Source organism: Roseomonas nitratireducens (assembly GCF_017813355.1).
Taxonomy (GTDB): Bacteria; Pseudomonadota; Alphaproteobacteria; order Acetobacterales; family Acetobacteraceae; genus Neoroseomonas; species Neoroseomonas nitratireducens.
This window is the reverse complement of the sequence record NZ_JAGIYZ010000017.1, coordinates 39,567-65,336: the sequence shown is the minus strand read 5'-3', so window position 1 is coordinate 65,336 and position 25,770 is coordinate 39,567. Positions and strand designations below refer to the sequence as shown.

The window sequence follows — 25,770 nt, the reverse complement described above, 5'->3', positions numbered from 1 at the left end:
CGGCGAGCGCGCCCCTTTGGCCCCGGCCGCGATGAAGGCCGGGCGTCCCGGCCCGGGCAGGCCACTCCACCAAGAAGGACGCCTGGACGGTCCCATGTCGCCACACTCCGCCCCGCGGAGCGGATCCGCCGCGTGGCATGGCAGGATGCCCCGCCCGCCCGCATCTGCCAAACCCTCAGGCCGTGCTAGAAGGGGTCCGGACAACGGCAGGGGACATGGCGGCGCGGCATGGCGAAGGAGGAATGGGACATACCGGAACACCTGCAGCCGGATCCTGCCGAATGGACGTTCGACCTCGAGGCCGCCCTCGGCGCGGTGGTCACGCTGCGCTCCCAGGTGCCGGCGGATGCCTTCACCGCGCGCGCTCTAGGGACCGAGCGCGAGGGCAGCGGCGTCGTGATCCGCGACAACCTCGTGCTGACCATCGGGTACCTGGTCACGGAATCGGAAAGCATCTGGATCACCGCGGCCGATGGGCGCGCCGTGCCGGGCCATGCGCTGGCGGTGGACCAGGAGACCGGATTCGGCCTGGTGCAGGCGCTGGGGCGGCTTGGCGTCGCGCCGCTCGACCTCGGCGACAGCGAGGGGCTGCGCATCGGCGCGCCGGTGATCCTCGCCGCGGCGGGCGGGCGGGCGCATGCCGTCTCGGGCAAGCTCGTCGCGCGCCAGCCCTTCGCCGGCTATTGGGAATACCTGATCGAGGACGCGCTGTTCACCGCGCCGGCCCATCCGTCCTGGGGCGGGGCGGGGCTGATCGGGCCTGACGGAAAGTTGCTCGGCATCGGCTCACTGATCCTCCAGCAGGGGGAGGAAGGGCGGCGGCTCGACCTCAACATGGTGGTGCCGGTGCATCGGCTCTCGCCGATCATGGACGACCTGCTCAACTATGGCCGCGTGAACCGCCCGGCGCGGCCCTGGCTCGGCCTCTATGCCACCGAGGATGACGAAGGGGTCGCGGTCGCCTCCCTCGCCCCCGGCGGACCGGCCGAGAATGGCGGCGTGCGCAGCGGTGACCGCGTGCTCGCGGTCGAGGGCGTGGCCGTGACCGACCTTGCCGAGATGTGGCGCGCGGTGTGGGGCGCCGGCGATGCCGGGGCGACGGTGCGGCTCAAGCTCGGGCGCGCGCGCGGGTCGCGCGACGTCTCGATCGTCTCGGGCGACCGCACGGCCTTCCTCAAGCATCCGAGGCTCCACTGATGGCCGGCATGATCGTCGTCCCGCCCGGCGGCGGCGAGCAGCATTGGCAGCCGCAGCCGGCCAATGGCTGGATCGAGGTCCTGACCGCGCCGCGCCTCGCGGGCGCCCCGGATGGATTTTCCGCCGGGCTCCAGGAACTGCCGCCGCTGGGCAAGATCCGCGAGCACGCGCACCCGGCGCAGACCGAGATCTTCTGGATCGTCGCCGGGGAATGCCTCGCGCGGCTCGATGGCGAGGTGCGGCGGATCACGGCCGGGACCTTCATGGTCGCGCCGCCGCATGTGCGGCACGGCTTCATCAACGACGGGGCGCATCCCTTCCGGATGATGTGGATGCTGATCCCGGCCGGGCTCGAGGAATTCTTCGTCGCCATCGGCAAGCCCAAGGCACCCGGCGCGCCGGACCCCACGCCCTATCCGCGGCCGACCGAGACGGGGGCAATCGAGCTCGCGACGGTGTTCGAGACGCTCGATCCGCCGCCCGAGGCGCCCTGGGACACCACGCCGATCACCGACCCCGCCGTGCTCGAGCCGCTGCGCCGCATCGCGCGCTGACTTGCGGCCCCGGCCGTTTCGGGCCGAACATCACCCCGCGCAAGGCGGGGACGAACCCGCCGCGCGACGCGGAGGGAACGAGATGAGCCATGGCATCACGCGGCGCGGCGCGCTCGCGGCCGGGGCGGGCCTGCTGGCCGCGCCGCCGATCGTGCGGCAGGCGAACGCGCAGTCGCAATTCGACTGGAAGCGATTCGCCGGCGAGCGGATCGAGGTGAGCCTGACGGCCAATCCGCGCAGTCAGATCCTGATCCAGAACCAGCGGGAATTCGAGGACCTGACCGGCATCCGCGTGGGGTCCGAACAGATCCCCGAGCAGCAGCACCGGCAGAAATTCGTCATCGAGTTCGCCTCCGGCCGCCCGTCCTTCGACGTGATCAACATCAGCCTGCACGTGAACAAGCGGCAGGTCGGCCGCGCGCGCTGGTGCACCGACATCCGCGCGCTGATGCAGGATGCGAGCATCACTTCGCCCGATCTCGACTTCGCGGATTTCGGCGCCGGCGCCGTCGCCTATTCCACCCAGGCGGATGGGCGGATGGACACCATGCCGGAGTTCACCGACTACTTCATCCTCTACTACAACAAGGAATTGCTGGAGGCGAAGAACATCCGCGTCCCGCAGACCTTCGACGAGATGTACGAGAGCGCGCGGCGCCTGAACGACCCGTCGCGCCAGATCTATGGCAATGTCGGCCGCGGGCTGCGCAACGCGAATGTGGTGCTGTGGTCCTCCTTCCTGCTCGGCACGCAGCAGCGCGACTGCCTGGATGCGAACCGGCGGCTGGTGACCGACAGCGCGGACGCGATCTGGGCCGGCGAGTTCTACAAGAAGCTGCTGCGGGACTGCTCGCCGCCGGGTGTCGCCGGCTTCAACTGGAACGAGGCGCAGACGAGCTTCATGCAGGGCCGCGCCGGCTTCTGGCTGGATGGCGTGGGCTTCGCGGCTCCGCTCGAGGATCGCACGCGCTCGCGCGTCGCCGGCAAGGTCGGCTACGCGGTCGTCCCGCGCGGGCCGGGGCACCACCATTGCGCCATGTTCGGCACCGCGCTCGGCATCGCCGAGGCGAGCCGCAAGAAGGGCGCGGCCTGGCTCTATGTGCAGTGGGCGCTGAACAAGACGAACCAGCTCCGCTTCCTCACCTCCGGCGCCGGGTCGCCGGCGCGCACCTCCGCATACCGGAACGAGGAGGCGATCGCGGGCAGCCGCTTCTCCCGCGAATACTTCTCGACGCTGGTGGAAAGCGGGCGGATCAGCCGCCCGGGCCTGCCGGAGATCGTGCCCGTGACGGAATTCCGCGACACGATCGGCGCGGCGCTGACCAGCACCATCGGCGGCGCTGATGTCGCGACCGAACTCCGCCGCGCGACCGAGGCCTTCCGCCCCGTGCTCGAACAGTCCGAACGGGCGGGCTGACCGCGTGGCCGGCACCACGGCCACGCTGGACGGCGCGGCGGCGGGCAGCGCGCCCCGCCGCCGGCGCAACTATGCACGGCAATACTGGTGGTTCGTCGTGCCCTGCGGCGCGGTCGTGCTCGCCACCATCATCTTCCCCTGGGTCTTCACGCTCTGGATGTCGGCGCATGAATACCGGCTCGGCGGCGGGTCCAGCTGGGTCGGCTTCGCCAACTACGCGAAGCTCGTCTCGGACGAGCGCTTCCTGCTCTCGATCGTGCGGACGCTGTACTTCACCGCGCTGTCGGTGCTGATCCCCATGGTGCTGGGGCTGCTCGCGGCACTCGCCTTCCACCGGAAGTTCCCGCTGCGCGGGCTGGCGCGGACCATCTTCATCCTGCCGATGATGGCCACGCCCGTCGCCGTCGCGCTGGTGTGGACCATGATGTTCCATCCGCAGCTCGGCGTGCTGAACTGGCTGCTGCAGCAAATGGGCATCCCGCCCAGCATGTGGGTCTACGAGGCGTCGAGCGTGATCCCGACGCTGGTGATGGTCGAGGTCTGGCACTGGACGCCGCTGGTGATGCTGATCCTGCTCGGCGGGCTCGCCTCCCTGCCCATTGATCCGTACGAGGCGGCGAAGATCGACGGTGCCACGCCCTGGCAGGCCTTCCGGCACATCACGCTGCCGCTACTCGCGCCCTTCCTGGTGGTGGCGCTGATCATCCGCACCATCGACGCGCTCAAGGCCTTCGACACGATCTACGTCATCACCCAGGGTGGGCCGGGGACGGCGAGCGAGACCATCAACATCTTCCTGTATCTGCAGGCCTTCGCTTACTACAACCTGGGCTACGCCAGCGCCGTCGTGGTCGTGTTCTTCACCATCATCATCGCGCTCGCGATGGTGCTGCTGTGGACCCGCGCGCGGGTGAAGGATTCGTGATGCGCAGGGTCAAGCGCATCGCCGGGAACATCGGCTTCGGCTTCGGCGTGCTGATGCTCGTCTCCCCGGCCATCCTGGTGTTCCTGTGGATGCTGTCGCTCTCGCTCAAGACCGAGCTCGACAACACCGACTTCCCGCCGGTCTTCATCCCCAACCCGCCGGTGTGGGACAACTTCGCCGCGGTGTTCGAGCGCAACGACTTCCTGACCTATGCGCTGAACTCCGTCATCGTGTCCTTCAGCGCGACGGGGCTCGCCATCCTGTTCGGCGTGCCGGCGGGCTACGGCATCGCGAAGATGCGCGCGACCAAGGCCGCGGTCGTGATCCTGATCGCGCGCATCACGCCGGGCCTGTCCTACCTGATCCCGCTGTTCCTGCTGTTCCAGTGGATCGGGCTGACCGGCACGCTGGCGCCGATCATCGTCACCCACCTCGTCATCACCGTGCCCATCGTGGTGTGGATCATGATGGGCTTCTTCGAGGGGCTGCCGGCGGAACTCGAGGAAGCGGCGCTGGTCGACGGCGCGACCATCTGGCAGGCCTTCCGCCATGTCGCGATGCCGCTCGCCAAGCCGGGCATCACGGTCGCGACCATCCTGGCCTTCATCTTCTCCTGGAACAATTTCATCTTCGCCATGGTGCTGGCGGGGCGGGAGACGCGGACGCTGCCGGTCGCGGTCAACAACATGCTGACCTTCGAGCAGATCTCCTGGGGCCCGCTCTCGGCCGCGGCGCTGCTCGTCACCGCGCCGGTGTTGCTGCTGACGCTGCTGGCGCAGAAGCAGATCGTCGCCGGGCTGACGGCCGGGGGCGTGAAGGGGGGCTGAGCGCGGTTGCGCCCGGCCGCGACGCGCCTATCTTCGCCTTGCAGCCAGGAGAACGCCCATGGCCCGCCTGCCCGTCGCCGTCCGCTTCATGCTGGTCCACGGCATCGTCGGCTTCGGCTTGGCCGCGCTGTTCGTGGGCGCGGTGCTCTGGGCCGATCCGGGCGGGGGCGGCACGCTCATCCTCCGTCATGGCGGGGTGCCGGTCATCGCGCTGCTCTGGTTCTTCAGCGGCCTGACCTTCGGTTCCGTGCAGATCGGCGCGGCGGTGATGCTGCTGGACGGGCGGGACGAGGGCCCGCGCGGCGGCGGACGCCGGATGCGCGCGCCGCAGATGCTGCTGCCCGCCCGCGCCGCGGCGCCGGCCCGCCGGCGGGGCTAGCCCTCGGCCAGCCCCCATTTGCGCGCCATCTCGGCGAAGAAGCCGCTTTCCTGCCGCAGCAGCACCCAGGTATCGAGGAAGCGCAGCCAGGCGGCGTCGTTCGGCGGCGCGAGGAAGGCCATGGGAATGGGATTGCGCGGCGCGTCCCGGAAGATCGCCGTCAGGTCGGGATATTCGCGCGTGAGGAAGCCGGCCTCGATCACGCTCGTCATGGCCGCGTCCACGCGCCCGCCGAGCAGTTCCTGCCAGTCCCGCGCCGGGCTTTCCACCCGCCGCAGCGTCGCGTTCGGCAGTGCCTGCTGGACGAACTGCTCCATCGTCGTGCCCAGCGTGGTGCCGATCGTCACGCTGCGCTGGTTCAGCGCCTCCCAGTTCGCGAAGCGCGTCGCGTCGCGCCGGCGGACCAGCGGGATGAAGCCCGTGCGGCCCCAGGGGATGGTGAAGGCGCCGGCCATGGCGCGCGCGACCGAGACGGAGGTTCCCGTCATCACGACGTCGAACTGGTCGGCCGCGAGCCCGTTCATCAGCGTGCGCCAGTCGGTCGCGACGAATTCCGCGCGCAGGTTCATCTCCCGCGCCAGTTGCTGGGCGCAGTCGATCTGATGGCCGCGATACTCGCGCGACGCCGGGTCGCGGAAGGACATCGGGTTGAAGTCGCCCGTGGTGCCGATGCGGATCCGCCCCGCGGCCTGCACCGCGGCGAGCCTGCCGCCGCCTTGCGCCTGCGCCTGCGCCTGGGCAGGGATGGCGAGGGTGCCGGCGAGAAGGGCTGCGGCGGGGAGCGTGCGGCGTTGCATGGGGGCCTCCTGTGTCGCGCGGCATGATGCCACGGCTCGCCGCCGCCGTCCTGCCGCTGGCGCTCGGCGGCTGCGGCGGCAATTGGGGATGGCATGTCGTCAACCCGGCCGATCCGCGTGGGCAGGCGAATCTGCGCTTCATGGTCGATGGGCTGTGGGCGACGGTTTCGCTCTCGCTTGCCGCCATGGCGGTGTCGCTGGCGCTCGGGCTTGTCGTGGCGCTGGCGGGCTTCGCGCGCGCGCGCCCGCTGCGCTGGTTCAACCGCTGCTGGGTCGAGTTGTTCCGCGCGGTGCCGATCCTGGTGATGATCCTCTGGGTCTTCTACGGGCTGCCGGTGGTGCTCGACATCCGCATCGGCATCTTCGCCGCGGCGGTGCTCGCTATCGCTGTCTGTGACTCGGCCTTCGAGGCCGAGATCCTGCGCGCGGGCATCCAGTCGATCGAGCGCGGCCAGCACGAGGCGGCGCAGGCGCTCGGCCTGACCTCCTGGCAGCGCTACCGGCACGTCATCCTGCCGCAGGCGATCCGGCGCGTGCTGCCGCCGATCGGCAACCAACTCGTGTATGTCGTGAAGATGTCCTCCCTCGCCTCGGTGATCGGCTACCAGGAGCTGACGCGGCGGGCGAACGAACTGGTGGTGACGGTGTTCCGCCCGCTCGAGATCTACACGATCCTCGTGCTCGAATACCTGGTGCTGATCCTGCTGATCTCCTGGGGCGTGCGGCGGCTCGAACGACGGATGGGCGCGGACCAGCGGCAGGGGATGCCAGGCTGAAGCACGATCCGATCGCGCTGAACCAGAGCGATCGGATTTCGTGCCGTGGAATCCATGGGTGCTGGAGCAGCAGGTCCGATCGGCCGTGTTCGGCCGAGCGGATGCTGCTCCAGCTTCCTGCTTGCGCGCCGGCGGCAAGACGCCACACTCTGCCGCATCAGGAAGGGCCGGCGGCGCAATGCCGGCCCCGGGAGGGACGCAGGAATGACCCAGACCGTCGCCATGACGGTGAACGGCCGCGCCGTCACCGTGACCGTCGATGACCCGCAGATGCCGCTGCTGTACGCGCTGCGCAACGATGTCGGCGTGGGCGGGCCGCATTACGGCTGCGGCCTTGGCCAATGCGGCGCCTGCACGATCCACCTGAACGGCGAGGCGGCGCGGTCCTGCCAGATCCCCGTCACCGAGGCGGCGGGAAAGACCATCGTCACGCTCGATGGGCTCGGCACGCCCGAACGCCCGCATCCGGTGCAGGCCGCCTTCATCGCCGAGCAGGCCGTTCAGTGCGGCTACTGCGCCAACGGCATGATCATGGAAAGCGCCGCGCTGCTCGCCAAGACGCCGCGCCCGACCGAAGCGCAGGTCAAGGAAGCGCTGGCCAACAACATCTGCCGCTGCGGCACGCATCCGCGCGTCGTCGCGGCCGTGCTGCGCGCGGCGCGCGGCTGAGCGGGGAGGGCAGGGAGATGAACGCAATCACCAGCCGCCGCGGCCTGCTCAAGGCGGGCGGGGCGCTGACCGTCGCCTTCACCGTGGGCCTGCGCGCCAAGGACGCCGCCGCCTGGACCGAGAAGCCCGTCGCGGGCGACGAGGTCGCCGCCTTCCTCTCGATCGACGCCCAGGGGGGCGTGACGGTCTTCGTCGGCAAGGTCGACCTCGGCACCGGCGTGCGCACCGGCTTCATGCAGATCGCCGCCGAGGAACTCGACGTGGCCATGACGCGCATCCGCGTCGTGGAAGGTGATACGGCGCTGACGCCTGACCAGGGGCCGACCTATGGCTCGCTGTCGATCCAGAATGCCGGCGTGGCGCTGCGCGCGGCCTCGGCCACGGCGCGGCGGGAACTGCTCAACATGGCCGCGTCGCGGCTCGGCGCGCCGGCGGCATCGCTGCGCGTCGAGGATGGCGTGGTCAGCGGTGGCTCGGGCCGCGTCTCCTATGCCGAGCTCGTCGGCGGCCGCGCATTCGACCTGAAGGTCGACACCAACGCGCCGATCAAGCCGCCCGAGGCGCGGCGCATCGTCGGCAGAACCGTGCCGCGCGTGGACATCCCCGCGAAGGTGTTCGGCCGCTTCGAATACGTGCACGACTTCAAGCTGCCGAACATGTTGCATGGCCGCCCGGTCCGCCCGCCCGCCATGGGCGCGACGGCCGAGGCGGTGGACGAGGCCTCGATCCGCCACATCCCGGGCGTGGTGCGCGTGGTGCACCAGGGCGCCTTCGTGGGCGTGGTGGCGGAAACCGAGTGGGCGGCGGTGCGCGCGGCGCGCGACCTGCGCGTGCGCTGGTCGAACTGGGCCGGGCTGCCGGACCAGGCGCGGCTGTGGGAGCATGTGCGCGCCACGCCGGTCGCGCAGGTGCAGGTCACCTCCAACCGCGGCGACGCGGCCGGCGCGATCCAGGGCGCGGTGCGGCGGATCTCGGCCTCCTACGACTTCGCCATCCATTCGCACGCCTCGATGGGGCCGTCCTGCGCGGTGGCGGAATTCCGCGACGGGCGGCTGACGACCTGGAGCGCGAGCCAGGCGACGCACAACCTCCGCAAGCAGCTGGCGATGATGCTCGCCATGCCGGTCGAGCAGGTGCGCTGCGTCTACCTCGAAGGCGCGGGATGCTATGGGCGCAACGGGCATGAGGACGCGGCCGCCGACGCCGCGCTGCTCGCCCGCGCGGTCGGGCGGCCGGTGCGCGTGCAATGGATGCGCTCGGACGAGCATGTGTGGGACCCGAAGGGCCCGCCGCATCTCGTCGACCTGCGCGCCGGCCTCGACGCCCAGGGCAACATCGTGGGGTGGGAGGCGGAGGCCTTCATCCCCAAGGGCGCCGGCGGCAACGTGGACCTGACGGCGGCGGAGCTCGGCGGGCTGCCGCGCGAGAACCAGATCCACCCGGGCAACATCATCCACAACCTGGCGCTGCCCTATACCTTCCCCGCGGTGAAGACGACGTGCCACCGGCTGGACACGACGCCCTTCCGCCCGTCCTGGATCCGCACGCCGGGGCGGATGCAGAACACCTACGCCAACGAGGCCTTCCTCGACGAATGCGCGGCGGCCGCGGGCGCCGACCCGGTCGCCTACCGGCTGCGGCTGATGCCGGCGGACGACCCGCGCGGGCGGGAGGTGCTGGAGCGCGTCGCGCGCCTGGCGAACTGGCAGGCGCGGCCATCCCCGCAGCGCGACCGCAGCGGGGAAATCCTGCGCGGCCGCGGCGTGACCTACTGCAAGTACGAGCTCGTGCGCACCTACGTCGCCGCGGTGGCGGAGGTGGAGGTGAACCGCCGCACCGGGGAGATCCGCGTCACGCGCTTCTTCTGCGCGCATGATTGCGGCCAGATCATCAACCCGGACGGCGTGAAGTCGCAGGTCGAGGGGAACATCATCCACACCCTGTCGCGCACGCTGAAGGAGGAGCTGACCTTCGACCGCGGCACCGTCACCAGCCGCGACTGGGGCTCCTACCAGGTCATCACCTTCCCCGAGGTGCCGGAGATCGTGATCGACCTGATCGACCGGCCGACCGAACGCCCCTGGGGTGCCGGTGAACCGGCGGCGGCGATCGTGCCCTCCGCCGTGACGAACGCGATCTTCGACGCGACGGGGGTGCGGCTGCGGTCGGTGCCCTTCACCCCGGCGAAGATGCGCGCGGCGCTGCAGGGCGCCTGAGGCCGGCCGGGGCGGGGCGGCGAGGGCCGCCCCGTTCACGCATGGGCGGTCGCTTCCTCCTCGATCCCGAGCGCGGAGGAGAAGCGGTTGAAGAAGCCGGTCAGCGCGATGCGCAGCGTCAGCTCGACGATCTGCGCCTCGGAGAAGTGCTCGCGCAGCGCGCGGAACAGGCGTTCGGGGACGCGGTGGCTGTCCTCCCACGCCGCGACCGAAAAGGCGATCACGGCGCGGTCGCAGGCCGTCAGCGCCGGGTGGTCGGTGCCCCCGGGCAGGCGGGCGACGACCTCGGGCGGGATGCCCTCCACCGCCAGGAAGGGCTGGTGGTGCGCGATGCAGTAGTCGCAGGCGTTGAGCTTCGAGACGACGACGATGGCGAGTTCCAGCGCGCGGCGGGGCAGGGTGCCCGCGGCGCGGAGTTCCATCAGCATCGGCATCAGGTGGCGCAGCGCGGCGGGGACATGGGCGAAGACCTCGAGCTGCGCCTCGAAGGGCCCGTAGGTGCCGGCGTAGCGATGCCAGATCTCGGCGAGGTCCGGCGGCAGGTCCTCGGGGCGCTTCGGGCTCACGCGGGGCATGGCGGGGCTCCTTGATCGGGCCGATGCTGCGGCGCGGCGCCTGCGCCTGTCCAGCGCTGGACGCGGCGGTGGCGGCGGGCGAGAGTCCCTGCCACATCGCAGCGGGGATACGCATCATGCAGAACACCGAGGAAATCTGGCGGCTCGTGGACGCCAAGGCGCGGGACGCGATCGAGCTCGCCGACCGCGTCTGGGGCATGCCGGAGCTCTGCTACGCCGAGGTCCGGTCCTGCGCCGAGCACACCGCGCTGCTGGAGGCGCACGGCTTCCGCGTGACGCGCGACGTCGCCGGCATCCCGACGGCGGTGATGGGGGAGGCGGGGCCGGAAGGCGAGGGGCCGGTCATCGCCATCCTCGGCGAGTACGACGCGCTGCCTGGCCTGTCGAACGAGGCCGGCGTCGCCGAGCACAAGCCGCTGCCGGGCGACGGGTCGGGCCATGGCTGCGGGCACAACCTGCTCGGCGCGGCGTCGCTGCTGGCGGCGTCCGCCGTGAAGGACTGGCTCGCGGCGAACGGCGTGAAGGCGCGGGTGCGCTACTACGGCTGCCCGGCCGAGGAAGGCGGCGCGGCCAAGGGCTTCATGGTGCGCGAAGGCGCCTTCGACGACGTGGACATGGCGATCTGCTGGCACCCGGCCGCATTCACGGGCGTGAACGAGGCGGTGTCGCTCGCCAACACGCGCATCGACTTCAGCTTCACCGGCCGTTCGTCGCACGCCGCGGCGGCGCCGGAACTGGGGCGTTCGGCGCTGGACGCCGTCGAGCTGATGAATGTCGGCGTGAACTACATGCGCGAGCACATGCCCTCCGACGCGCGCATCCACTACGCCTATCTCGATGCCGGCGGCATCGCGCCGAACGTGGTGCAGGGCACGGCGAAGGTGCGCTACCTGATCCGCGCGCGCGACCTGGTGGGGCTGAACCAGCTCGTTGCCCGCGTGCGCAAGATCGCCGATGGCGCGGCGCTGATGACCGAGACGAGCGTCACGACCAAGGTGGTCAGCGCGGTGTCGAACCTGCTCGCGAACACGCCGCTCGAAAAGGCGATGTACGAGAACATGGTGCGGCTCGGCCCGCCCGAATTCGACGAGGCCGATCGCGCCTATGCGAAGCAGATCCAGGGCACGCTGTCCGACGACGACATCGCCGCCGCCTTCCGCCGCCACGGGCTGAAGGTCGAGCACGACAAGGCGCTGTGCGACATCATCGTGCCGCTGGATGCGAAGGGGAATGGCGGCGTGGGTTCGACCGACGTGGGCGATGTCTCCTGGGCGGTGCCGACGGTGCAGGCGCGGGGCGCGACCTATGCCATCGGCACGCCGGGCCATTCCTGGCAGCTGACGGCGCAGGGCAAGTCCGGCATCGCGCACAAGGGCCTGGTGCATGTCGCGAAGATCATGGCGGGCACGGCGGTCGACGCGATCCGCGACCCCGCGCTGCTCGCCGCGGCGAAGGCGGACCACAAGGCGCGGACGGATGTGCACCCCTACGTGTGTCCGCTGCCGCCGGATGTGCAGCCGCCGATCCGGATGAGCGGGGATTGATTACGCCGGGGGAGAAGGGAACTTCTCCCCCGACCTTCACGTCTTGCCCGCGTAGGACTTCGCCATCCCCTCGCCCGGATCCGCCTGCGGCCCATAGGGCATGATCGGATACCGCAGCCCCGCCTTGGACAGCCCGAGCAGCCCTTCGACCGCGACCGCGAGGTCCGCCGGTGGCAGCGCCATCAGCATCTCGTCATCCGCCACGCCGCCGTAGCGGCGTTCGGCGTAGCAGGGGATGGACAGCGACGGCGCGCGGTCGCGCAGCGCGCGGCCCCAGGAATCCGCGCAGGCGCTCTCCCCGGTGATGGAGAACTCGAAGCGCTTGTACGTCTTCCACTGCAGCCCGTTGACGAAGAGGATCATCTGCGCCGGGTTCGCGTAGAACAGGCAGATGTCCGGCGGGTCGAGCCGCGCGCTGCGCAGCGGGGAGACGGCGAGGCCGGCGTAGCGGGCCGGCACGCGGGGCATCTCCGCCTGGTGCTTCGCCGCGGCCTCGCGGTTCTCGAACCACACGCCCTCGAACTTGCGGCCGGAGAGGTAGAGCTCGGAGGGCTCGTTCAGCCCGATGACGCCGCCGCAATTGGAGAAGCCGGGGACGTTGTCATGCGTGATGCCCATGGTGAAGCCGGCGATGCGCGCCTGAGTCACCAGCTGGCAGGTCGAGAACTTCCGTCCCTCCGGCGGCCGGCGCAGGCCGGGGACCTTCGCCATCTCCTCGGCATCCTCGAACAGCTTCATGCCGATCGGCAGGGTGCGCAGGCGGAGCAGTTCGGTCAGCTGGCGGGCGAGTTCGGCGATCGCCTTGGCATCGAGCGGCGGCGCCTCGGCGGGCGGGGCATCGGTCATGGTCGGTTCCTCCTGCCGGGATGATGCGCCGGCAGGGGCGGGGCGGCCAGACGCTCAGCCGGGTTTGAGCGCGGCCTGCGCGGCTTCCATGGCCGCGAAGGGGCAGCCGGCCGCGCGGCGCTGGCGCCGGACCTCGGAGGAATAGCGGCCGGGCTTGTGTTCCTCCACCTGGTTCGGGTGGACGACATGCTCGCGGTAGCGGTCCCATTCGGGATCGCCCCAGCGCGTGAAGGCGTCCTTTACCACCGCCGAGTTCAGGATCGGCTCGGCATAGGCGAATTGCGGAATGGGCTGCACCTGCAGGATCGGGCGCAGCTGGTTGATCTCGACGATGGTGTTGGTCTGGGTCAGGCGGATGTTGGTGAAAAGGGGCCCGAACCATTTGTCGAACTCGACGATTCCCTCGAACTGCTCGAAGGGGCCGGTCTTCGGCAGGTTGACCGGCGCGCGCGTCATCAGCGACCAGCCTGGCGCGGTCTCGACGAACAGGCCGGTCCACATCTGCACGACGCCGGCCTCGGGCAGGCCGGTGAGGAAGGGCGGCGAGTAGCCCTGCACGTCCTCCGGCGCCTCCTCGTCGAAGCGGGCGCGGAAATGGGGGAACTGCACGGCGCCGAGGCCGAGCGGCATCCATTCATGCTCGAGCTCGGCGCAGGTCCAGGAGACTTCGGTGCCGTCCCAGCGCAGCCCGATCTCGAGCGGCGCGGTGATGTGCCAGCCATAGCCGGCGGCGGTGGTGACGGCGTCGCAGAAGCGGTAGGCGCGGGTCGGAAGGCCGCCGAGCCCGGAGCGGTCTGCCCGCTGCGGGCTCGGTATGCCTGGGATCAGGCGATGGAAGGTGACGATCGGTTGCCGGTCTTCGGCCATGCGTCCTGAACCTCGGGCTGCTGGCGGGGGAGGATAGCGCCTCCGCCCGCCAGGCACGATCAGCCGCGGCGCACGCCCGCGCCGGTGCGGACGGCACCCTTGTCGGCGACGGAGGCGGGCACTCGGACGCCGGCGCCAGTGCGGACGGCACCCTTGTCCGCGATGGAGGCCGGGACGCGCACGCCCGCGCCGGTGCGGACGGCACCCTTGTCGGCGATGGAGGCGGGGACGCGGACGCCGGCGCCGGTGCGGACGGCGCCCTTGTCGGCGACGGAGGCCGGGACGCGCACGCCCGCGCCGGTGCGGACGGCACCCTTGTCGGCGACGGAGGCCCGGACGCGCACGCCCGCGCCGGTGCGGACGGCACCCTTGTCCGCGATGGAGGCGGGGACGCGCACGCCCGCGCCGGTGCGGACGGCGCCCTTGTCGGCGACGGAGGTGGGGACGCGGACGCCGGCGCCGGTGCGGACGGCGCCCTTGTCGGCGACGGAGGCGGGGACGCGGACGCCGGCGCCGGTGCGGACGGCGCCCTTGTCGGCAACGGAGGCGGGGACGCGGACGCCGGCGCCGGTGCGGACGGCGCCCTTGTCGGCGACGGAGGCGGGGACGCGGACGCCGGCACCGGTGCGGACGGCGCCCTTGTCGGCGACGGAGGCGGGGACGCGCACGCCGGCGCCGGTGCGGACGGCGCCCTTGTCGGCAATGGAGGCGGGAACGCGCACGCCGGCGCCAGTACGAACCTTGGCGGCATCCAGGATGAAGGAGGTCTTGGCCATGATGTCGATCTCCGCTGCTGCAAGCGGCCGCCCTGCGCGGCCCGGATGATGCAACTTGCCGTTGAGATCGACTGAGGCACAAGCAAACATTCCTACTTGTGCCCAAAAAAATTCTTGCTATTATTAGCTAATAGGAAGATGAGCCGATCTTCCTTCCGGGCGTGAACTATAAGAGTTTTAACATGGCCTGAACCGACGAGAGTTTCATGGGGCGATAACGTCGTTAACGCGCAATTAACGGGCGTCCCTGCAACTCCCGATAGGTCCGGCGAAAACTTCGGAAGCCTTTGCGATAACGAGATTGTGCCAGGAATCCTGGGCACATTTGCACGCCCGAGCGGAACGAGTGTGCATGCGATCCCCGGGGTTCTCAACCCAGGGTCACGCGGGCGTTTGTTTGGAATCGCCAGCCACGTTAAGACTGCGTGATGGCAACGGAAACCGGATCGCTGATCGGGCAGGACACGAGGCCTGCCGGCGCGACCTCCACGGCGGCAGAAGGCCTAGGGGCCATGCCCGGCTTCCGGTTGCGCATCACCATGCTTGGCCGGATGGACGTCCGCGCGCTGACGGGCGAGTCGCTTCTCCCCCGGTCGCGCAAGACGCGAGGCGTCCTCGCCGTGCTCGCGCTCGATTCGCCCGCCCTCGTCTCTCGCCAGCGCCTTGCCGAACTGCTCTGGAGCCGGCGAGGGGAGGACCAGGCCCGCGGGTCATTGCGCCAGGCGCTGCACGAACTGCAGGAGGCCCTCGGACCCGAGGCGCGCAGCCTGATCATCGCCAACCGCGAAACGGTCGCGCTCAACTCCGAAGGCGTCTGGACCGATGCGCGCGCCCTCCCGGCGCTCGCGCGCGACCGGGCCGAGGCGCTCAACCTCCTCCAGAACGAATTGCTGGCGGATCTCGACGGCCTCGACGCCGCCTTCGACGCCTGGCTCGTCGAGCAGCGGCGCCGGCTGCGGGATGCCGCCCTCGCGGCCGCCGCGGCCCGTCTCGCCGCGACCAGCACGGCGGAGTCGCGCGCCCAGGAAGCGCGCCGCATCCTTGCGATCGACCCGGCGCAGGAGCCCATCTGGCGGATCCTGATCCGCGCCGAGGCCGATCGTGGCGACCGCGGCGCCGCCTTCGCCGCCTGGGAGGAATGCCGCCGCGTCTTCGCCGAGCGCTTCCGCGGGGCCCCCTCGCCGGAAACATCGGCGCTGGCCGAATCCCTGCGCGGCGAGATCGCCACCTCCCAGCCCCAGCCCTTCCGCCGCACGACCGCGCGCGGCGCGCGGCTCGGCGTGCTGCCTTTCAAGGTGCTGGGCAGCGAGGCCGACTCCGAGGTCTCGCTCGGCCTCGCGGGCGAGATCACCGCCGCGCTTGCGCGCTTCCGCTGGCTGGTGCTCGTCGACAGCGCCTCGGTCGCGGCCATCGAGCGGCAGGAACGGGCCGAGGGCGCGCTCGACCTCGACTTCTCGCTCTCGGGCACCATCCAGCGTGCCGGGGACCGGGTGCGCGTCACGCTGCGGCTGACCGACCACCGCCCGCCGGAGGCCGTCGTCTGGGCGGAACGCTTCGATCGCGACGCGGGCGACCTGCTCGCCCTGCAGGACGAGATCGCCGCCGAGGTCGTCGCGCGCGTCGACCCCGAGATCCTGCTCATCGAGGCGAATCGCGCGGCAAGCCGCGCGCCCGTCGCCTCGACCGCCTACGACCTGCTGCTGCGGGCCATACCGGCGATCTACCGGCTCGACCAGCAATCCTACGAACTCGCCGGCAGCCTGCTCAGCGAGGCGACACGGCTCGAGCCCGACTATGCGCCCGCCTTCGCCTGGCACGCCTACTGGCACCTGTTCCTCGTCGGGCAGGGGTGGTCCAAGAACGACGCCGAGGTGTTCGCGAAGGCGGAGGAACTCGCCTCCCGCGCCGTGGCGCTCGATCCGTCCGACGCGCAGGCGCTGGCGATCCTGGGCCATGTCCGCGCCTTCCTGCACCATCGCGTCGCCGAGGCGGTCTCGCTGTACGAGCGCGCGCTGGCGCTCAATCCCAACCTGCCGATGGCCTGGGTCTTCTCCGCGCTCGCGCTGTCCTATCGCGGTGAGCACGAGGAAGCGCTGCGGCGCTGGGAGAGGTACAAGCGGCTGGCCCCTCTGCATCCGCACGCCTTCTTCTTCGACGCCGCGCGGCTCGTCCCCCTGCTCCTGCTGCGACGCTACGAGGAAGTGGACCTCGCGGCGCGCCAGGTGACGGCGCTGCACGCCGGCTTCACCTTCCCCTACAAGATCTGGCTGAGCGCCCTTGGCCATCTCGGCCGCCTGCGGGAGGCCGAGGAGATCCGTGCGCGGCTGATGTCGATGGAAGCCGATTTCGGGCTCGCCAAGGCGGCCGACCGGGCGCCCTTCGAGCCTGAGGCGGACAAGGCGCTCTACATCGAGGGCCTCGCCAAGGCCGGCCTCGAATAGGCTTCAGGCCGGCACGATCCGGTCGCCCGGCCGGACCGTGCCCCCCTTCACGATGCGGCAGTTGAGCCCCGAGCGGTGGATCAGCGGCTTGAACACCTTCTTGCCGAGAAGGTCTTCCAGGTACTGGCAGGGCACGTTCAGCCGGCCACCGACCAGCACAACGTCGCCCACGCGGAATTCCCGCCCGACCAGGTGGTTCAGCGGCACGCCCGCGGTCGTCAGGTTCCGCCGGCTCTCATGCGGGGCCAGGCGCACGCCGTAGTCGCGCTCGACCGCATCGAGCGCCTCCATCTCGATCAGCGTCACCTGCCGGTCCGCATGCGGCTTGTCGCTGTAGGTGCCGCGCGCGGTCGCGTAGCGGTCGCCCTCGATCCCGACCCCTTCGATCAGCCGCGCGGCGTCGAGTTCCTCCATCGGCGCCGAGGCTTCGCGCGCGATGTGGATGGCCAGCAGCACGCCCGCGAAGTCGTGGCTCATCGCAGCAGCTCCGCCGCGGCGCGCAGCAGCGCCCCGTCGGGGCTCCAGAGGGATTCCAGCACGCGGAAATGATCCGCGCCGGGGATGGGAATGAGCGGCCCCGGCGCCTGCGCCTCGGCGCGGATGCGGTGGAAGCTGCGGGACTGCCGGCGGAGTTCCGGCAGTTCCGCCGCGCCATATGCGACCGCGACCGGTTTCTGGACCACGGGCCGGCGGATCGGCGAGAGATCGGCGATCTCCGCCCCCGTCAGGCGCAGCTTCTCCTGCAGGAAGGTGTCGCGGATCGGCGCGAGTTCGAAGACGCCCGACATGGCGAGTGCCGCCGTCACCGCCGGATGCTCCGCCGCCATCGCCGCGAGATGCCCGCCCGCGGACCAGCCCGAGACCACGATCGGCCCCGCGACGCCATGCGTCGCGCCATGCGCCGCGAGCCAGTCGAGCGCCCGCGTGACCTGCCAGCAGATCGTCGTCAGCGACGCATCGGGCGCCAGCGTGTAGCCCGGAAGTGCTGCCGACCAGCCCATGGCGAGCGCGCCTTGCGCGAGGATGGCAAAATCCTCACGCCGGTTGCGCTGCCAGTAGCCGCCATGGATGAAGACGAGGCAGGGCGCGCCGGCCTCGCGGCTGGGGAACAGGTCCCACTTCTCCCGTTCCGCATCGCCGTAGGGGAGGTCGAGATGCCCCGCATGGGCGGCGCGGAAGGCGGCCGAGGCGGCGTTGCGCGCGGCGATCTGCGCACCGCTGTCCGCCACCATGTCGGTGTTGTTGTAGGCGTCGTCGCGCGCCTTCTGCGGCCAGGCCGCCCAGCCCTCCGGCAGCGGGTAGGGGCCGCTCACGGCGCGATGACGCGCACCGGCGCGCCGGCGTTGAAGGCCTCGATCGCCTCGACGCAGCCTTCGTAGTAGGCGCGGTAGTTCTGCTGCGTGACGTAGCCCAGATGCGGCGTGAGGAAGGTATTGGGCGCGGCGAGCAGCGGGTGGTCCGCCGGCAGCGGCTCGGTGTCGAACACGTCGATCCCGGCGCCGGCGATGCGCCCTTCCTGCAGTGCGGCGACCAGCGCCGGCTGGTCGATCAGCGGCCCGCGGGAAGTGTTCACGACGAAGGCGCTGCGCTTCATCCGCGCGAGATCCTCCGCCCCCACGATGCCGCGGGAGCGGTCGGACAGGATCAGGTGCAGCGTCACCACGTCCGCCTGTTCGAACAGGGCTGCCTTGTCGACGCGGGTCGCGCCGATCTCGGCCGCGCGCGCCTCGGTCAGGTTCTGGCTCCAGGCGATGACCTTCATGCCGAAGGCCTGCCCGACCTTGGCCACGCGCCCGCCGAGCTTGCCCAGCCCCACCACGCCGAGCGTCCGCCCTTCCAGCCCCCAGCCAACCGAGGTCTGCCAGCGCCCCGCCCGCAGCGCCGCTTCCTGCCGCGGCAGGTCGCGCATCAGCCCGATGATCAGCCCCCAGGTGATGTCGACCGTCGGATCGCCGTAGGACGGCGTGCCGCAGAACACGACGCCACGCTCGGCGCAGGCGGCCGCGTCGATCGAGCGGTTGCGCGCCGCGGTCGTGACCAGCAGGCGGAGGTTCGGCAGGCGCTCGATCAGCGCGCGCGGGAAGGGGGTGCGTTCGCGCATCGCGAGGATGGCGTCGAAGGGGGCGAGGCGCTGCACCAGCGCGTCCGCGTCGGTGATGGTGTCGCGGAAGACCGTGACCTCGACGCCCTTCAGCCGGTCCCACGGCCCCATGGACAGGGCCACGCCCTGGTAGTCGTCGAGGATGGCGAGGCGCTGGATGCTCATGGGGTCGCTCCGGTGGAATTCGGGGGCAGGGTGATGCCGCCGAGCGCGGCGCGGAGCAAGGGCGGCAGGGGCGTTGGCGTCTTCTGCGTCGCGCGGTCCACATAGACGTGGACGAAATGCCCCTCGGCGCTCGCGACATCCTCGGCATTGCGGAAGATGCCGATCTCGTAGCGGACGGAGGAATTGCCCGCGCGTCCGCAGCGCAGCCCGCAGGTCACCTCGTCGGGGAAGGCGATGGGCGCGAAGTAGCGGCACTGGGTTTCCACCACCAGCCCGATCACCGGGGCGGTCGGGATGTGCAGGAAGCCCGTGTCGATCAGGAACCGCGCCACCACCGTGTCGAACCAGGAATAGTAGGTGACGTTGTTCACGTGCCCGTAGACGTCGTTGTCCATCCAGCGCGTCGGGATGGTCAGGAAGAAGCGGTAGTCGGCGCGCGTGCCGCGGTCCTTCGCCATGGTCAGCCGCCCAGCGCGCGCGCGACGATCGCCTCGTCCACGCAGGCTTCGAAGGCCGGCGCGCCCTTGATGATCCCGGCCGAGCGCATCGCGCCCTGCAACTGGTCGAAGGCGGCGCGCGGGAAATGCGGCGTCGGCGACCAGAGCGCCATTGCCTGGTAGCGCCCGAGCGCGGTCGCGAGCGCCGCGGCGGGCACCTCGGGGAACAACGGGGCGACGGTCGCGGCGATCTCGGCCGGCGGCGCGGCGGCGATCCACGACAAGGCGCGCGCCATGGCGCGGATCATCGCCTCGAACTCCGCGGCGCGTTCGACGATGCGCGCTTCGGTCGCGTAGAAGGCGGTATAGGCCGAAGGGCCGCGATCGGCGGCGCGGTGCCAGACGGATGCGCCCTTCGCCTCGGCCAGCGCCGCATGCGGCTCGAACAGCTGGGCGGCGTCGAGCGTGCCGTCGAGCACCGCGGCCGCGTTTTCCGCCATGGACCGGTCGGTCACGCGCGTCAGCCTGTCCGGATCGATTCCGGCCGCGCGCAGGTCGTCCTGCAGGCACCACCAGGGGGTGGGCACCTCGCTGACCGTGCCGAAACGCAGGCCGCGCAGATCGCTGAGCGCGAAGCCCGGCCGCGGCCCGCGGCCGATGATCAGGAAGGGGTCCTTCATCACCACCGCGCAGAAGGACCGCAGCGGGCAGGACGGGTCGCGGTCGCGCAGCAGCATCGGCCGCATCGGCCCGGACCAGGCGATGTCGGCCCGGCCGGAGAGGAGGTTCTCCGCCGCCTTGTTCGGGTCGCCGGCGGTGTCGCGGCGCACCTCGACACCCTCGGCGGCGAACAGGCCCTGCGCCTCGGCCACGTAGAAGGGCGCGTAGAAGACCGCGCGGAAGGGTTCGTTCAGGATGATGGGCTGCACATCGGCCTCCAGGATCGGCGCATCCTGGAATGCGGGGGCGCGGCGGGCCAGCCCCGCCGATTCGCCCCTGGCGCGCTTTGGCAAGAACGGGCGATAAGGTGTTGCCCGGGAAGGGGTGCCGCCGCGCACCCTTCGCCGGCCCCTACCGCAACGCTATATCTCGTGGGTGCCGCCGCCTTCGGACACAATCCGTATGGTTCCGGCAGTCCGACGATCCCCTGGAGGCCCATGTCCGCCGCGCCCCGGCCCGACACTTCGCCCCGCATCGAGCCGTTCCGCCTGCGCGGGGCGAACTTCAACCTGCTCGTGCTGCGGCTGCTCGACCCGCGGCCCGAGGCCGTGGTGCCGGCGATCGGCGACCAGTTCCGCCGCGCGCCCGGATTCCTGCGCTTCGCCCCGGTTGTCATCGGCCTCGGCGACCTCGACATGCCGCCGGGCCAGGTGGATTTCGCCGGGCTGATCGAGGGGCTGCGCGGGCTCGAGATCGTGCCGATCGGCACCACCGGCGGCACGCCCGCGATGCGCAACGCCGCCATGGCCTTCGGCCTGCCGCCGATCCGCGCCCTGGGCGGCAAGGAGAGTGAGGAGGCCCCGCCGGTGGCGGCCCCCGCGCCGGCCGCCGTGGCTCCCGAACCCGCTGCTCCGCCGCCGCCGGCGCCCGGCATGGCGCGCCCGACCATGATCGTCGACCAGCCGGTGCGCGCCGGCCAGCGCGTCTGGGCCCAGGGCGGCGACCTGATCGTCACCGGCACCGTGAATGCGGGGGCCGAGGTGATCGCGGACGGCAACATCCACGTCTATGGCGCGCTGCGCGGGCGGGCGATCGCCGGCGGCGGCGACAAGGCTGACGCGCGCATCTTCGCGCAGAATTTCGACCCGGAGCTCATCTCCATCGCCGGCTACTACGCGGTGCGGGAAGGGCTCGGGGGCGCGCCGATCGGCAAGGCGGTGCAGGTGCGGCTGACGGGCGAGCGCATGCGCTTCGACCCGATCGGCTGACGCGCCGCGCAGGGGATCACGAGGAGGCAGGGGACATGGCACAGGTCGTCGTCGTCACATCCGGCAAGGGGGGCGTGGGCAAGACCACATCCTCCGCCGCCTTCGCCACGGGCCTCGCGCAGCGGGGCAAGAAGACCGTCGTCATCGACTTCGACGTCGGCCTGCGCAACCTCGACCTCATCATGGGGGTCGAGCGGCGTGTGGTGTTCGACATCGTCAACGTCATCAGCGGGGAGGCGCGGCTCAACCAGGCGCTGATCCGCGACAAGCGCGTCGAGACGCTCTCGATCCTTCCCGCCAGCCAGACGCGGGACAAGGACGCGCTGACCAAGGAAGGCGTGCAGGGCATCATCGAGGAACTGTCGAAGGATTTCGACTACATCCTCTGCGACAGCCCGGCCGGCATCGAGAAGGGCGCGCTGCTCGCGCTTTACTTCGCCGACCAGGCGATCGTCGTGACCAACCCCGAGGTCTCCAGCGTGCGGGATTCCGACCGCATCCTCGGCGTGCTGCAGTCCCGCTCGAAGCGGGCGGAGGACAAGCGGGAGCCGGTGAAGGAACACCTGCTCGTCACCCGCTTCGACCCGGTGCGCGTCGAGCGCGGCGAGATGCTGAAGCTCGAGGACATCCGCGAGATCCTCTCGATCCCGCTGCTCGGCGTGATCCCGGAGAGCGAGAGCGTTCTCAAGGCGTCCAACACCGGCACGCCGGTGATCATGGATGGGGAGAGCACGGCGGGGCAGGCCTATGCCGACGCCGTGTCGCGCTTCCTTGGCGAGGAGAAGCCGCATCGCTTCATCGAGGCCGAGAAGAAGGGCATCTTCAAGCGCCTGTTCGGCGGGAGGGCCGCGTGATGTCCTGGCTCGACTTCTTCCGCGGCCGGCGCAAGGAGGAGACCAGCGCGGCCTCCGCCAAGGAACGGCTCCAGATCGTGCTGGCGCATGAGCGCATCGGCCGCAACCGCGAGGATTTCCTACCGAAGCTGCAGCAGGAACTCGTCGCGGTGGTGGCACGTTACGTTGCCATCGACCCGGGCAAGGTGAACGTCAATCTCGACCGCGGCGGGGACATGTCCACGCTGGCGATCGAGATCGAATTGCCCGCCCCCGCGGCGATGCGGATGGCGGCCGGGGCGCGCTGACGCCCGCGCTGGCCACGGCTTCCTCCCTGCGCCAGACTTCGCGCCGGGAGGAACCATGGCCGCGCGAATTCTCTGCACCCATACCGGAAGCCTGCCGCGCCCGCCGGCGCTGACACGGCTGCATGCCCGCCGCGCCCGCGGCGAGGACATTCCCGCGGGCGAGGCCGCCGCCGCCGCCCGCGCCGCGGTCGCCGAGATCGTTCCGCGCCAGGTCGCCGCCGGCATCGACATCGTCAACAATGGCGAGCAGGGGCGTGAGTCCTTCGTGCTCTATCTGCGCGACCGGCTGACCGGCCTGGGCGGCGAGAGCCACCGGCCCGGCTGGGCGGACATCGACGCCTATCCCGAATTCAAGGCCGAGGTCGTCGCCGCGGCGGCGGGCAAGGAAACGGCGAGCATGACCGCGAACCTGCCGGCCGCGACCGGCGACGTGGCCTATGTCGGCGACGCCGCGATGGCCGCGGAATGCGCCGAGTTCCGCGCCGCGCTCGATGCCGCGCGCCCCGCGCCGCTCGGTGCCTTCCTCGCCGCGCCGTCGCCGGGCATCGTCGCCTCGGTCGTGCAGAACCGGCACTACGACAGCGAGGAGGCCTACCTTGCCGCGCTGGCCGATGCGCTGGCGCATGAATACCGCGCCATCCTCGATGCCGGCTTCACGCTGCAGCTCGACTGCCCGGATCTGGCGCTCGAGCGCCATGCCTCCTATCGCGACCGGCCACTGGCCGACTTCGTCGCCTTCTGCGAACGCGTCGTCACCGCGATCAACCGCGCCATCGCTGGCCTGCCGCGGGAACGCATCCGGTTGCATGTCTGCTGGGGCAACTATGAAGGCCCGCACGATGCGGACGTGCCGCTCGCGGACATCCTGCCGACCATCCTTCAGGCGCAGGTCGGCGCCTTCGTGCTGCCCTTCGCCAATCCGCGCCACGCGCATGAGCATCGCTGCTTCCGCACCACGCCGCTGAAGGACGACCAGGTGCTGGTCGCCGGCGTGATCGACACGCTCACCAACTTCGTCGAGCACCCCGAGGTGGTCGCCGAGCGGCTGGAGCGCATTGCCCGCAGCATCGGCGATCCCGCGCGGCTGATGGCCGGCACCGATTGCGGCTTCGACACGGCGGCCGGCCGCGGCCGCGTCGCGCGCGACGTGGTCTGGGCGAAGCTGCGCGCCATGTCCGAGGGCGCGCGGATCGCATCCGGCCGCCTGCTTGGCGCGGGTTGAGAGCGATGTGCTGGCTCTGCACCCTGCGCCGCCCGCCGCCGCCCAGGCCGCGACCTGAACCAACCGGGAGGAAAGCCATGTTCCGACGTGCCCTTGCGGCCCTTGCCGCGATCGCCGGCCTCGCCGCCCTGCCCGCCGAGGCGCAGGGTCCCGGCTGGCCGCCGCGCGACCGTCAGGTGCGCATCCTCGTCACCTACCCGCCCGGAGGCACGAGCGACTTCGTCGCGCGCTTCCTCGCCCAGCGCCTGCAGGAGCAGACGGGCCAGCCCTTCGTGGTGGAGAACCGCTCCGGCGGCGGCGGGGTGGTCGGCTGGACCGCGGCGGCGCGGGCGCCCGCCGACGGCACCACCTTCCTGCTGACCGACAATTCGCTGGCGACGGCGCCGCCGCTCTATCCCAACCTCGGCTTCGACATCCTGGCCGACTTCACGCCGGTCTCGCTGCTGGTCGACTACCCCACGGTCTTCGTCGTGCCCGGCAATTCCGAAGCGCGGTCGCTGCGCGACTTCGTCGACGCCGCCCGCGCGCGAGGGGCGGAGGCAGGCTTCTACGGCTCGATGGGCGCGGGATCCTCGCCGCATCTCTACATGGAATACCTGCAGGACATCGCTAGCATCCGCCTGACCCACGTGCCCTATCGCGGCATGGGGCCGGCCTTCGCGGACCTGCTCGCCGGCCGCGTCGGCCTGCTGATCGCCGCACCGCCGACGGTGCTCGGCGCGGTGCGGGAAGGGCGCGCGCGCGCCATCGCCATCGGCACGACAGGCGCGCGCATCCCGGCGCTGCCCGACGTGCCGACGGCACGCGAGCAAGGCTTCGACTTCACCTATTCCTTCTGGTACGGCGTGCTCGCCCCGCGCGGGCTCGACCCGGCCATCGTCGGGCGGATGCAGGAGGAAGTCGCGCGCTTCCTGGCGACGCCCGAGGTGCAGGAGCGCTTCCGCCAGCAGGGCGCGACGACGGTCGGCGGCGACGGTCCCGCGCTGCGCCGCGTGATGGAAGGCGAGCTCGCGCGCTGGAGCGAGGTGATCCGCGTGAAGGGGATCACCCTGCAGAACTGAGCGCGGCCTCCGTCACGTCCTCGGCCACCAGCCCGGCATAGCCGGGCGCGTGGCGGATGGCGCCGGCCGAGAGCATGGCGCCTTCCAGCCGGGCCAGCGCCCCGGGCGGGAAGCGCGGCGTCTTCGTCCAGACGCCGATGGCGCGGTAGCGGGCGATGGCATGCGCCGCGACATCCTGGTCCAGCGCGTCGAAATAGGGCGCGATGGTCGCCGCGATCTCCTCCGGCGAGGCGTTGGCGAACCAGGCGAGGGTCGTGGCGAGCCCGCGCACCATGGCCATGCACGCCTCGCGCTTGGCCGCGATCACGTCGGTGCGGCCGTAGAAGGCGGTGTAGGAGGTCGGCCCGCGGCTCGCCTGCGCGTACCAGACATGGCCGGTGCCGGCGCGTTCCATCGCGGTCGCCAGCGGTTCGAAGATCTGCGCGACGTCGAGCCTGCCCTCGGCCACCGCCTGCGCGTTCTCCGCCATCGTCCGGTCGGTCACGCGCCGGACCGCATCGGGGTCGAGCCCCGCGCGGCGGATGTCGTCCTGCAGCGTCCACCAGGGCGTGGGCACCTCGCTGACCGTGCCGAGCGTCAGCGTCGCGAGGTCGGTCAGGCGGAAGCCCGGCCGCGCCGCGCGGCCCACCAGGAAGAAGGGGTCGCCCATCACCACCGCGCCGAACAGGCGCAGCGGGCAGGCGTGGTCCTTGTCATGCGCCAGCAGCAAGCGCATCGGCCCGCCCCAGGCGAGGTCGGCGCGCCCTTCCAGCACCGCGTCCGTCTGCAGCGAGGGGCCGGGGCTGTCGATGAAGCGGACCTCTACGCCCTCGCGCGCATAGGCGCCGCGCGCAAGCGCCGCGTAGAAGGGCGCGTAGAACAGGCCGCGGAACGGCTCCTGCAGGCTCAACTGGTGCATCGTTCCCCCGG

27 protein-coding genes are annotated in these 25,770 nt (G+C 71.2%); 16 read left to right on the top strand and 11 right to left on the bottom strand.

All coding sequences use genetic code 11. From position 1 onward, the window contains the following. Nucleotides 1–228: 228 nt before the first annotated feature. From J5Y09_RS17020 to J5Y09_RS16995, 6 genes are all read left to right on the top strand, one after another. Nucleotides 229–1,197 carry a S1C family serine protease gene (locus J5Y09_RS17020; RefSeq protein ID WP_209353016.1) on the top strand — a complete coding sequence of 323 codons (969 nt, stop codon included), beginning with the start codon at nucleotides 229–231 and terminating at the stop codon, nucleotides 1,195–1,197. Continuing rightward, the gene (locus tag J5Y09_RS17015; protein WP_209353015.1) at nucleotides 1,197–1,751 is read left to right on the top strand and encodes a cupin domain-containing protein; all 555 of its coding nucleotides are present in this window, start codon (nucleotides 1,197–1,199) and stop codon (nucleotides 1,749–1,751) included. Before J5Y09_RS17020 ends, J5Y09_RS17015 begins: the two co-directional genes overlap by 1 nt. An 82-nt stretch (nucleotides 1,752–1,833) precedes the next feature. Continuing rightward, nucleotides 1,834–3,168: an extracellular solute-binding protein gene (locus tag J5Y09_RS17010; RefSeq protein WP_209353014.1), complete on the top strand. Its 1,335-nt coding sequence runs from the start codon at nucleotides 1,834–1,836 to the stop codon at nucleotides 3,166–3,168. Nucleotides 3,169–3,172: 4 nt separating this feature from the next. Next, complete coding sequence (locus J5Y09_RS17005) at nucleotides 3,173–4,093, top strand: carbohydrate ABC transporter permease (RefSeq protein WP_342451497.1); 921 nt, start codon at nucleotides 3,173–3,175, stop codon at nucleotides 4,091–4,093. Next, nucleotides 4,093–4,920 (top strand): carbohydrate ABC transporter permease, encoded by an 828-nt coding sequence (locus J5Y09_RS17000; RefSeq protein ID WP_209353012.1) that lies wholly within the window; start codon nucleotides 4,093–4,095, stop codon nucleotides 4,918–4,920. Before J5Y09_RS17005 ends, J5Y09_RS17000 begins: the two co-directional genes overlap by 1 nt. Before the next feature lie 58 nt (nucleotides 4,921–4,978). Then, nucleotides 4,979–5,299: a hypothetical protein gene (locus tag J5Y09_RS16995; protein WP_245217196.1), complete on the top strand. Its 321-nt coding sequence runs from the start codon at nucleotides 4,979–4,981 to the stop codon at nucleotides 5,297–5,299. Here the strand turns inward: J5Y09_RS16995 and J5Y09_RS16990 are convergent. Next, nucleotides 5,296–6,096 (bottom strand): transporter substrate-binding domain-containing protein, encoded by an 801-nt coding sequence (locus tag J5Y09_RS16990; RefSeq protein WP_209353011.1) that lies wholly within the window; start codon nucleotides 6,094–6,096, stop codon nucleotides 5,296–5,298. The two genes, J5Y09_RS16995 and J5Y09_RS16990, sit on opposite strands and share 4 nt — an antisense overlap. A 23-nt stretch (nucleotides 6,097–6,119) precedes the next feature. Between J5Y09_RS16990 and J5Y09_RS16985 the strand changes: the two genes are divergently transcribed. The 3 genes from J5Y09_RS16985 (at nucleotide 6,120) to J5Y09_RS16975 (ending at nucleotide 9,757) form a co-directional block, all read left to right on the top strand. Further along, nucleotides 6,120–6,872, top strand: coding sequence for an amino acid ABC transporter permease (locus tag J5Y09_RS16985; RefSeq protein ID WP_209353010.1), 753 nt, complete (start codon nucleotides 6,120–6,122; stop codon nucleotides 6,870–6,872). A 204-nt stretch (nucleotides 6,873–7,076) separates the two neighbouring features. Beyond that, entirely contained in the window at nucleotides 7,077–7,541 is a 465-nt protein-coding gene (locus J5Y09_RS16980) for a (2Fe-2S)-binding protein (protein WP_209353009.1), read from the top strand. A gap of 17 nt (nucleotides 7,542–7,558) precedes the next feature. Next, nucleotides 7,559–9,757 (top strand): xanthine dehydrogenase family protein molybdopterin-binding subunit, encoded by a 2,199-nt coding sequence (locus tag J5Y09_RS16975; protein ID WP_209353008.1) that lies wholly within the window; start codon nucleotides 7,559–7,561, stop codon nucleotides 9,755–9,757. A gap of 35 nt (nucleotides 9,758–9,792) precedes the next feature. Here J5Y09_RS16975 and J5Y09_RS16970 read toward each other — a convergent pair whose 3' ends face one another. Beyond that, on the bottom strand, nucleotides 9,793–10,332 hold the full coding sequence (locus J5Y09_RS16970) for a carboxymuconolactone decarboxylase family protein (protein WP_209353007.1): 540 nt from the start codon (nucleotides 10,330–10,332) through the stop codon (nucleotides 9,793–9,795). Between the two features lie 116 nt (nucleotides 10,333–10,448). Between J5Y09_RS16970 and J5Y09_RS16965 the strand changes: the two genes are divergently transcribed. Next, on the top strand, nucleotides 10,449–11,876 hold the full coding sequence (locus tag J5Y09_RS16965) for a M20 family metallopeptidase (RefSeq protein WP_209353006.1): 1,428 nt from the start codon (nucleotides 10,449–10,451) through the stop codon (nucleotides 11,874–11,876). A gap of 36 nt (nucleotides 11,877–11,912) precedes the next feature. Here the strand turns inward: J5Y09_RS16965 and J5Y09_RS16960 are convergent, their stop codons facing one another. Genes J5Y09_RS16960 through J5Y09_RS16950 form a run of 3 tightly spaced genes read right to left on the bottom strand, consistent with a single transcriptional unit; the run spans nucleotide 11,913 to nucleotide 14,365 of the window. Continuing rightward, nucleotides 11,913–12,722, bottom strand: coding sequence for a DUF169 domain-containing protein (locus J5Y09_RS16960; RefSeq protein WP_209353005.1), 810 nt, complete (start codon nucleotides 12,720–12,722; stop codon nucleotides 11,913–11,915). 54 nt (nucleotides 12,723–12,776) lie between these two features. Continuing rightward, the gene (locus J5Y09_RS16955; protein WP_209353004.1) at nucleotides 12,777–13,589 is read right to left on the bottom strand and encodes a DUF6065 family protein; all 813 of its coding nucleotides are present in this window, start codon (nucleotides 13,587–13,589) and stop codon (nucleotides 12,777–12,779) included. Between the two features lie 59 nt (nucleotides 13,590–13,648). Next, entirely contained in the window at nucleotides 13,649–14,365 is a 717-nt protein-coding gene (locus tag J5Y09_RS16950) for a hypothetical protein (RefSeq protein ID WP_209353003.1), read from the bottom strand. A 512-nt stretch (nucleotides 14,366–14,877) separates the two neighbouring features. Here J5Y09_RS16950 and J5Y09_RS16945 point away from each other — a divergent pair. Beyond that, nucleotides 14,878–16,806 carry a BTAD domain-containing putative transcriptional regulator gene (locus tag J5Y09_RS16945; protein WP_209353002.1) on the top strand — a complete coding sequence of 643 codons (1,929 nt, stop codon included), beginning with the start codon at nucleotides 14,878–14,880 and terminating at the stop codon, nucleotides 16,804–16,806. Nucleotides 16,807–16,809: 3 nt separating this feature from the next. Here J5Y09_RS16945 and J5Y09_RS16940 read toward each other — a convergent pair whose 3' ends face one another. Genes J5Y09_RS16940 through J5Y09_RS16920 form a run of 5 tightly spaced genes read right to left on the bottom strand, consistent with a single transcriptional unit; the run spans nucleotide 16,810 to nucleotide 20,438 of the window. Beyond that, a complete protein-coding gene (locus J5Y09_RS16940; RefSeq protein WP_209353001.1) occupies nucleotides 16,810–17,283 on the bottom strand; it encodes an MOSC domain-containing protein in 474 nt (157 codons plus the stop codon). Next, a complete protein-coding gene (locus tag J5Y09_RS16935; protein WP_342451496.1) occupies nucleotides 17,280–18,119 on the bottom strand; it encodes an alpha/beta hydrolase in 840 nt (279 codons plus the stop codon). The genes J5Y09_RS16940 and J5Y09_RS16935 overlap by 4 nt, the downstream gene beginning before the upstream one ends. Further along, a complete protein-coding gene (locus tag J5Y09_RS16930) occupies nucleotides 18,116–19,072 on the bottom strand; it encodes a D-2-hydroxyacid dehydrogenase family protein (RefSeq protein WP_209353000.1) in 957 nt (318 codons plus the stop codon). Before J5Y09_RS16930 ends, J5Y09_RS16935 begins: the two co-directional genes overlap by 4 nt. Next, entirely contained in the window at nucleotides 19,069–19,530 is a 462-nt protein-coding gene (locus J5Y09_RS16925; RefSeq protein ID WP_209352999.1) for an acyl-CoA thioesterase, read from the bottom strand. The genes J5Y09_RS16930 and J5Y09_RS16925 overlap by 4 nt, the downstream gene beginning before the upstream one ends. Before the next feature lie 2 nt (nucleotides 19,531–19,532). Continuing rightward, entirely contained in the window at nucleotides 19,533–20,438 is a 906-nt protein-coding gene (locus tag J5Y09_RS16920) for an ABC transporter substrate-binding protein (RefSeq protein ID WP_209352998.1), read from the bottom strand. Between the two features lie 228 nt (nucleotides 20,439–20,666). Here J5Y09_RS16920 and minC point away from each other — a divergent pair, with 228 nt between their 5' ends. The 5 genes from minC to J5Y09_RS16895 all read left to right on the top strand — a co-directional run bounded on the left by minC (nucleotide 20,667) and on the right by J5Y09_RS16895 (nucleotide 24,861). After that, nucleotides 20,667–21,437 carry a septum site-determining protein MinC gene (gene minC / locus J5Y09_RS16915; RefSeq protein WP_209352997.1) on the top strand — a complete coding sequence of 257 codons (771 nt, stop codon included), beginning with the start codon at nucleotides 20,667–20,669 and terminating at the stop codon, nucleotides 21,435–21,437. A gap of 35 nt (nucleotides 21,438–21,472) precedes the next feature. Beyond that, a complete protein-coding gene (gene minD / locus J5Y09_RS16910; RefSeq protein ID WP_209352996.1) occupies nucleotides 21,473–22,291 on the top strand; it encodes a septum site-determining protein MinD in 819 nt (272 codons plus the stop codon). Then, on the top strand, nucleotides 22,291–22,578 hold the full coding sequence (minE, locus tag J5Y09_RS16905; protein ID WP_209352995.1) for a cell division topological specificity factor MinE: 288 nt from the start codon (nucleotides 22,291–22,293) through the stop codon (nucleotides 22,576–22,578). Before minD ends, minE begins: the two co-directional genes overlap by 1 nt. A 55-nt stretch (nucleotides 22,579–22,633) precedes the next feature. Then, on the top strand, nucleotides 22,634–23,800 hold the full coding sequence (locus tag J5Y09_RS16900) for a uroporphyrinogen decarboxylase/cobalamine-independent methonine synthase family protein (protein WP_209352994.1): 1,167 nt from the start codon (nucleotides 22,634–22,636) through the stop codon (nucleotides 23,798–23,800). A 77-nt stretch (nucleotides 23,801–23,877) separates the two neighbouring features. Further along, the gene (locus J5Y09_RS16895; RefSeq protein WP_209352993.1) at nucleotides 23,878–24,861 is read left to right on the top strand and encodes a Bug family tripartite tricarboxylate transporter substrate binding protein; all 984 of its coding nucleotides are present in this window, start codon (nucleotides 23,878–23,880) and stop codon (nucleotides 24,859–24,861) included. Here the strand turns inward: J5Y09_RS16895 and J5Y09_RS16890 are convergent. Next, nucleotides 24,845–25,750 (bottom strand): ABC transporter substrate-binding protein, encoded by a 906-nt coding sequence (locus tag J5Y09_RS16890; protein ID WP_209352992.1) that lies wholly within the window; start codon nucleotides 25,748–25,750, stop codon nucleotides 24,845–24,847. The two genes, J5Y09_RS16895 and J5Y09_RS16890, sit on opposite strands and share 17 nt — an antisense overlap. Nucleotides 25,751–25,770 lie beyond the last annotated feature (20 nt).

Bases quoted from the DNA above. Each gene is read 5' to 3' on its own strand.
- J5Y09_RS16895 (WP_209352993.1), top strand. From the start codon at position 23,878: ATGTTCCGACGTGCCCTTGCGGCCCTTGCCGCGATCGCCGGCCTCGCC.
- J5Y09_RS16990 (WP_209353011.1), bottom strand. From the start codon at position 6,096: ATGCAACGCCGCACGCTCCCCGCCGCAGCCCTTCTCGCCGGCACCCTC.
- J5Y09_RS16925 (WP_209352999.1), bottom strand. From the start codon at position 19,530: ATGGCGAAGGACCGCGGCACGCGCGCCGACTACCGCTTCTTCCTGACC.
- minC (WP_209352997.1), top strand. From the start codon at position 20,667: ATGTCCGCCGCGCCCCGGCCCGACACTTCGCCCCGCATCGAGCCGTTC.
- minE (WP_209352995.1), top strand. From the start codon at position 22,291: ATGTCCTGGCTCGACTTCTTCCGCGGCCGGCGCAAGGAGGAGACCAGC.
- J5Y09_RS17020 (WP_209353016.1), top strand. From the start codon at position 229: ATGGCGAAGGAGGAATGGGACATACCGGAACACCTGCAGCCGGATCCT.
- J5Y09_RS16930 (WP_209353000.1), bottom strand. From the start codon at position 19,072: ATGAGCATCCAGCGCCTCGCCATCCTCGACGACTACCAGGGCGTGGCC.
- J5Y09_RS17015 (WP_209353015.1), top strand. From the start codon at position 1,197: ATGGCCGGCATGATCGTCGTCCCGCCCGGCGGCGGCGAGCAGCATTGG.
- J5Y09_RS17000 (WP_209353012.1), top strand. From the start codon at position 4,093: ATGCGCAGGGTCAAGCGCATCGCCGGGAACATCGGCTTCGGCTTCGGC.
- J5Y09_RS16900 (WP_209352994.1), top strand. From the start codon at position 22,634: ATGGCCGCGCGAATTCTCTGCACCCATACCGGAAGCCTGCCGCGCCCG.
- J5Y09_RS16950 (WP_209353003.1), bottom strand. From the start codon at position 14,365: ATGGCCAAGACCTCCTTCATCCTGGATGCCGCCAAGGTTCGTACTGGC.
- minD (WP_209352996.1), top strand. From the start codon at position 21,473: ATGGCACAGGTCGTCGTCGTCACATCCGGCAAGGGGGGCGTGGGCAAG.
- J5Y09_RS16995 (WP_245217196.1), top strand. From the start codon at position 4,979: ATGGCCCGCCTGCCCGTCGCCGTCCGCTTCATGCTGGTCCACGGCATC.
- J5Y09_RS16965 (WP_209353006.1), top strand. From the start codon at position 10,449: ATGCAGAACACCGAGGAAATCTGGCGGCTCGTGGACGCCAAGGCGCGG.
- J5Y09_RS16955 (WP_209353004.1), bottom strand. From the start codon at position 13,589: ATGGCCGAAGACCGGCAACCGATCGTCACCTTCCATCGCCTGATCCCA.
- J5Y09_RS16945 (WP_209353002.1), top strand. From the start codon at position 14,878: ATGCCCGGCTTCCGGTTGCGCATCACCATGCTTGGCCGGATGGACGTC.
- J5Y09_RS16980 (WP_209353009.1), top strand. From the start codon at position 7,077: ATGACCCAGACCGTCGCCATGACGGTGAACGGCCGCGCCGTCACCGTG.
- J5Y09_RS16985 (WP_209353010.1), top strand. From the start codon at position 6,120: ATGATGCCACGGCTCGCCGCCGCCGTCCTGCCGCTGGCGCTCGGCGGC.
- J5Y09_RS17010 (WP_209353014.1), top strand. From the start codon at position 1,834: ATGAGCCATGGCATCACGCGGCGCGGCGCGCTCGCGGCCGGGGCGGGC.
- J5Y09_RS16970 (WP_209353007.1), bottom strand. From the start codon at position 10,332: ATGCCCCGCGTGAGCCCGAAGCGCCCCGAGGACCTGCCGCCGGACCTC.
- J5Y09_RS16960 (WP_209353005.1), bottom strand. From the start codon at position 12,722: ATGACCGATGCCCCGCCCGCCGAGGCGCCGCCGCTCGATGCCAAGGCG.
- J5Y09_RS16940 (WP_209353001.1), bottom strand. From the start codon at position 17,283: ATGAGCCACGACTTCGCGGGCGTGCTGCTGGCCATCCACATCGCGCGC.
- J5Y09_RS16975 (WP_209353008.1), top strand. From the start codon at position 7,559: ATGAACGCAATCACCAGCCGCCGCGGCCTGCTCAAGGCGGGCGGGGCG.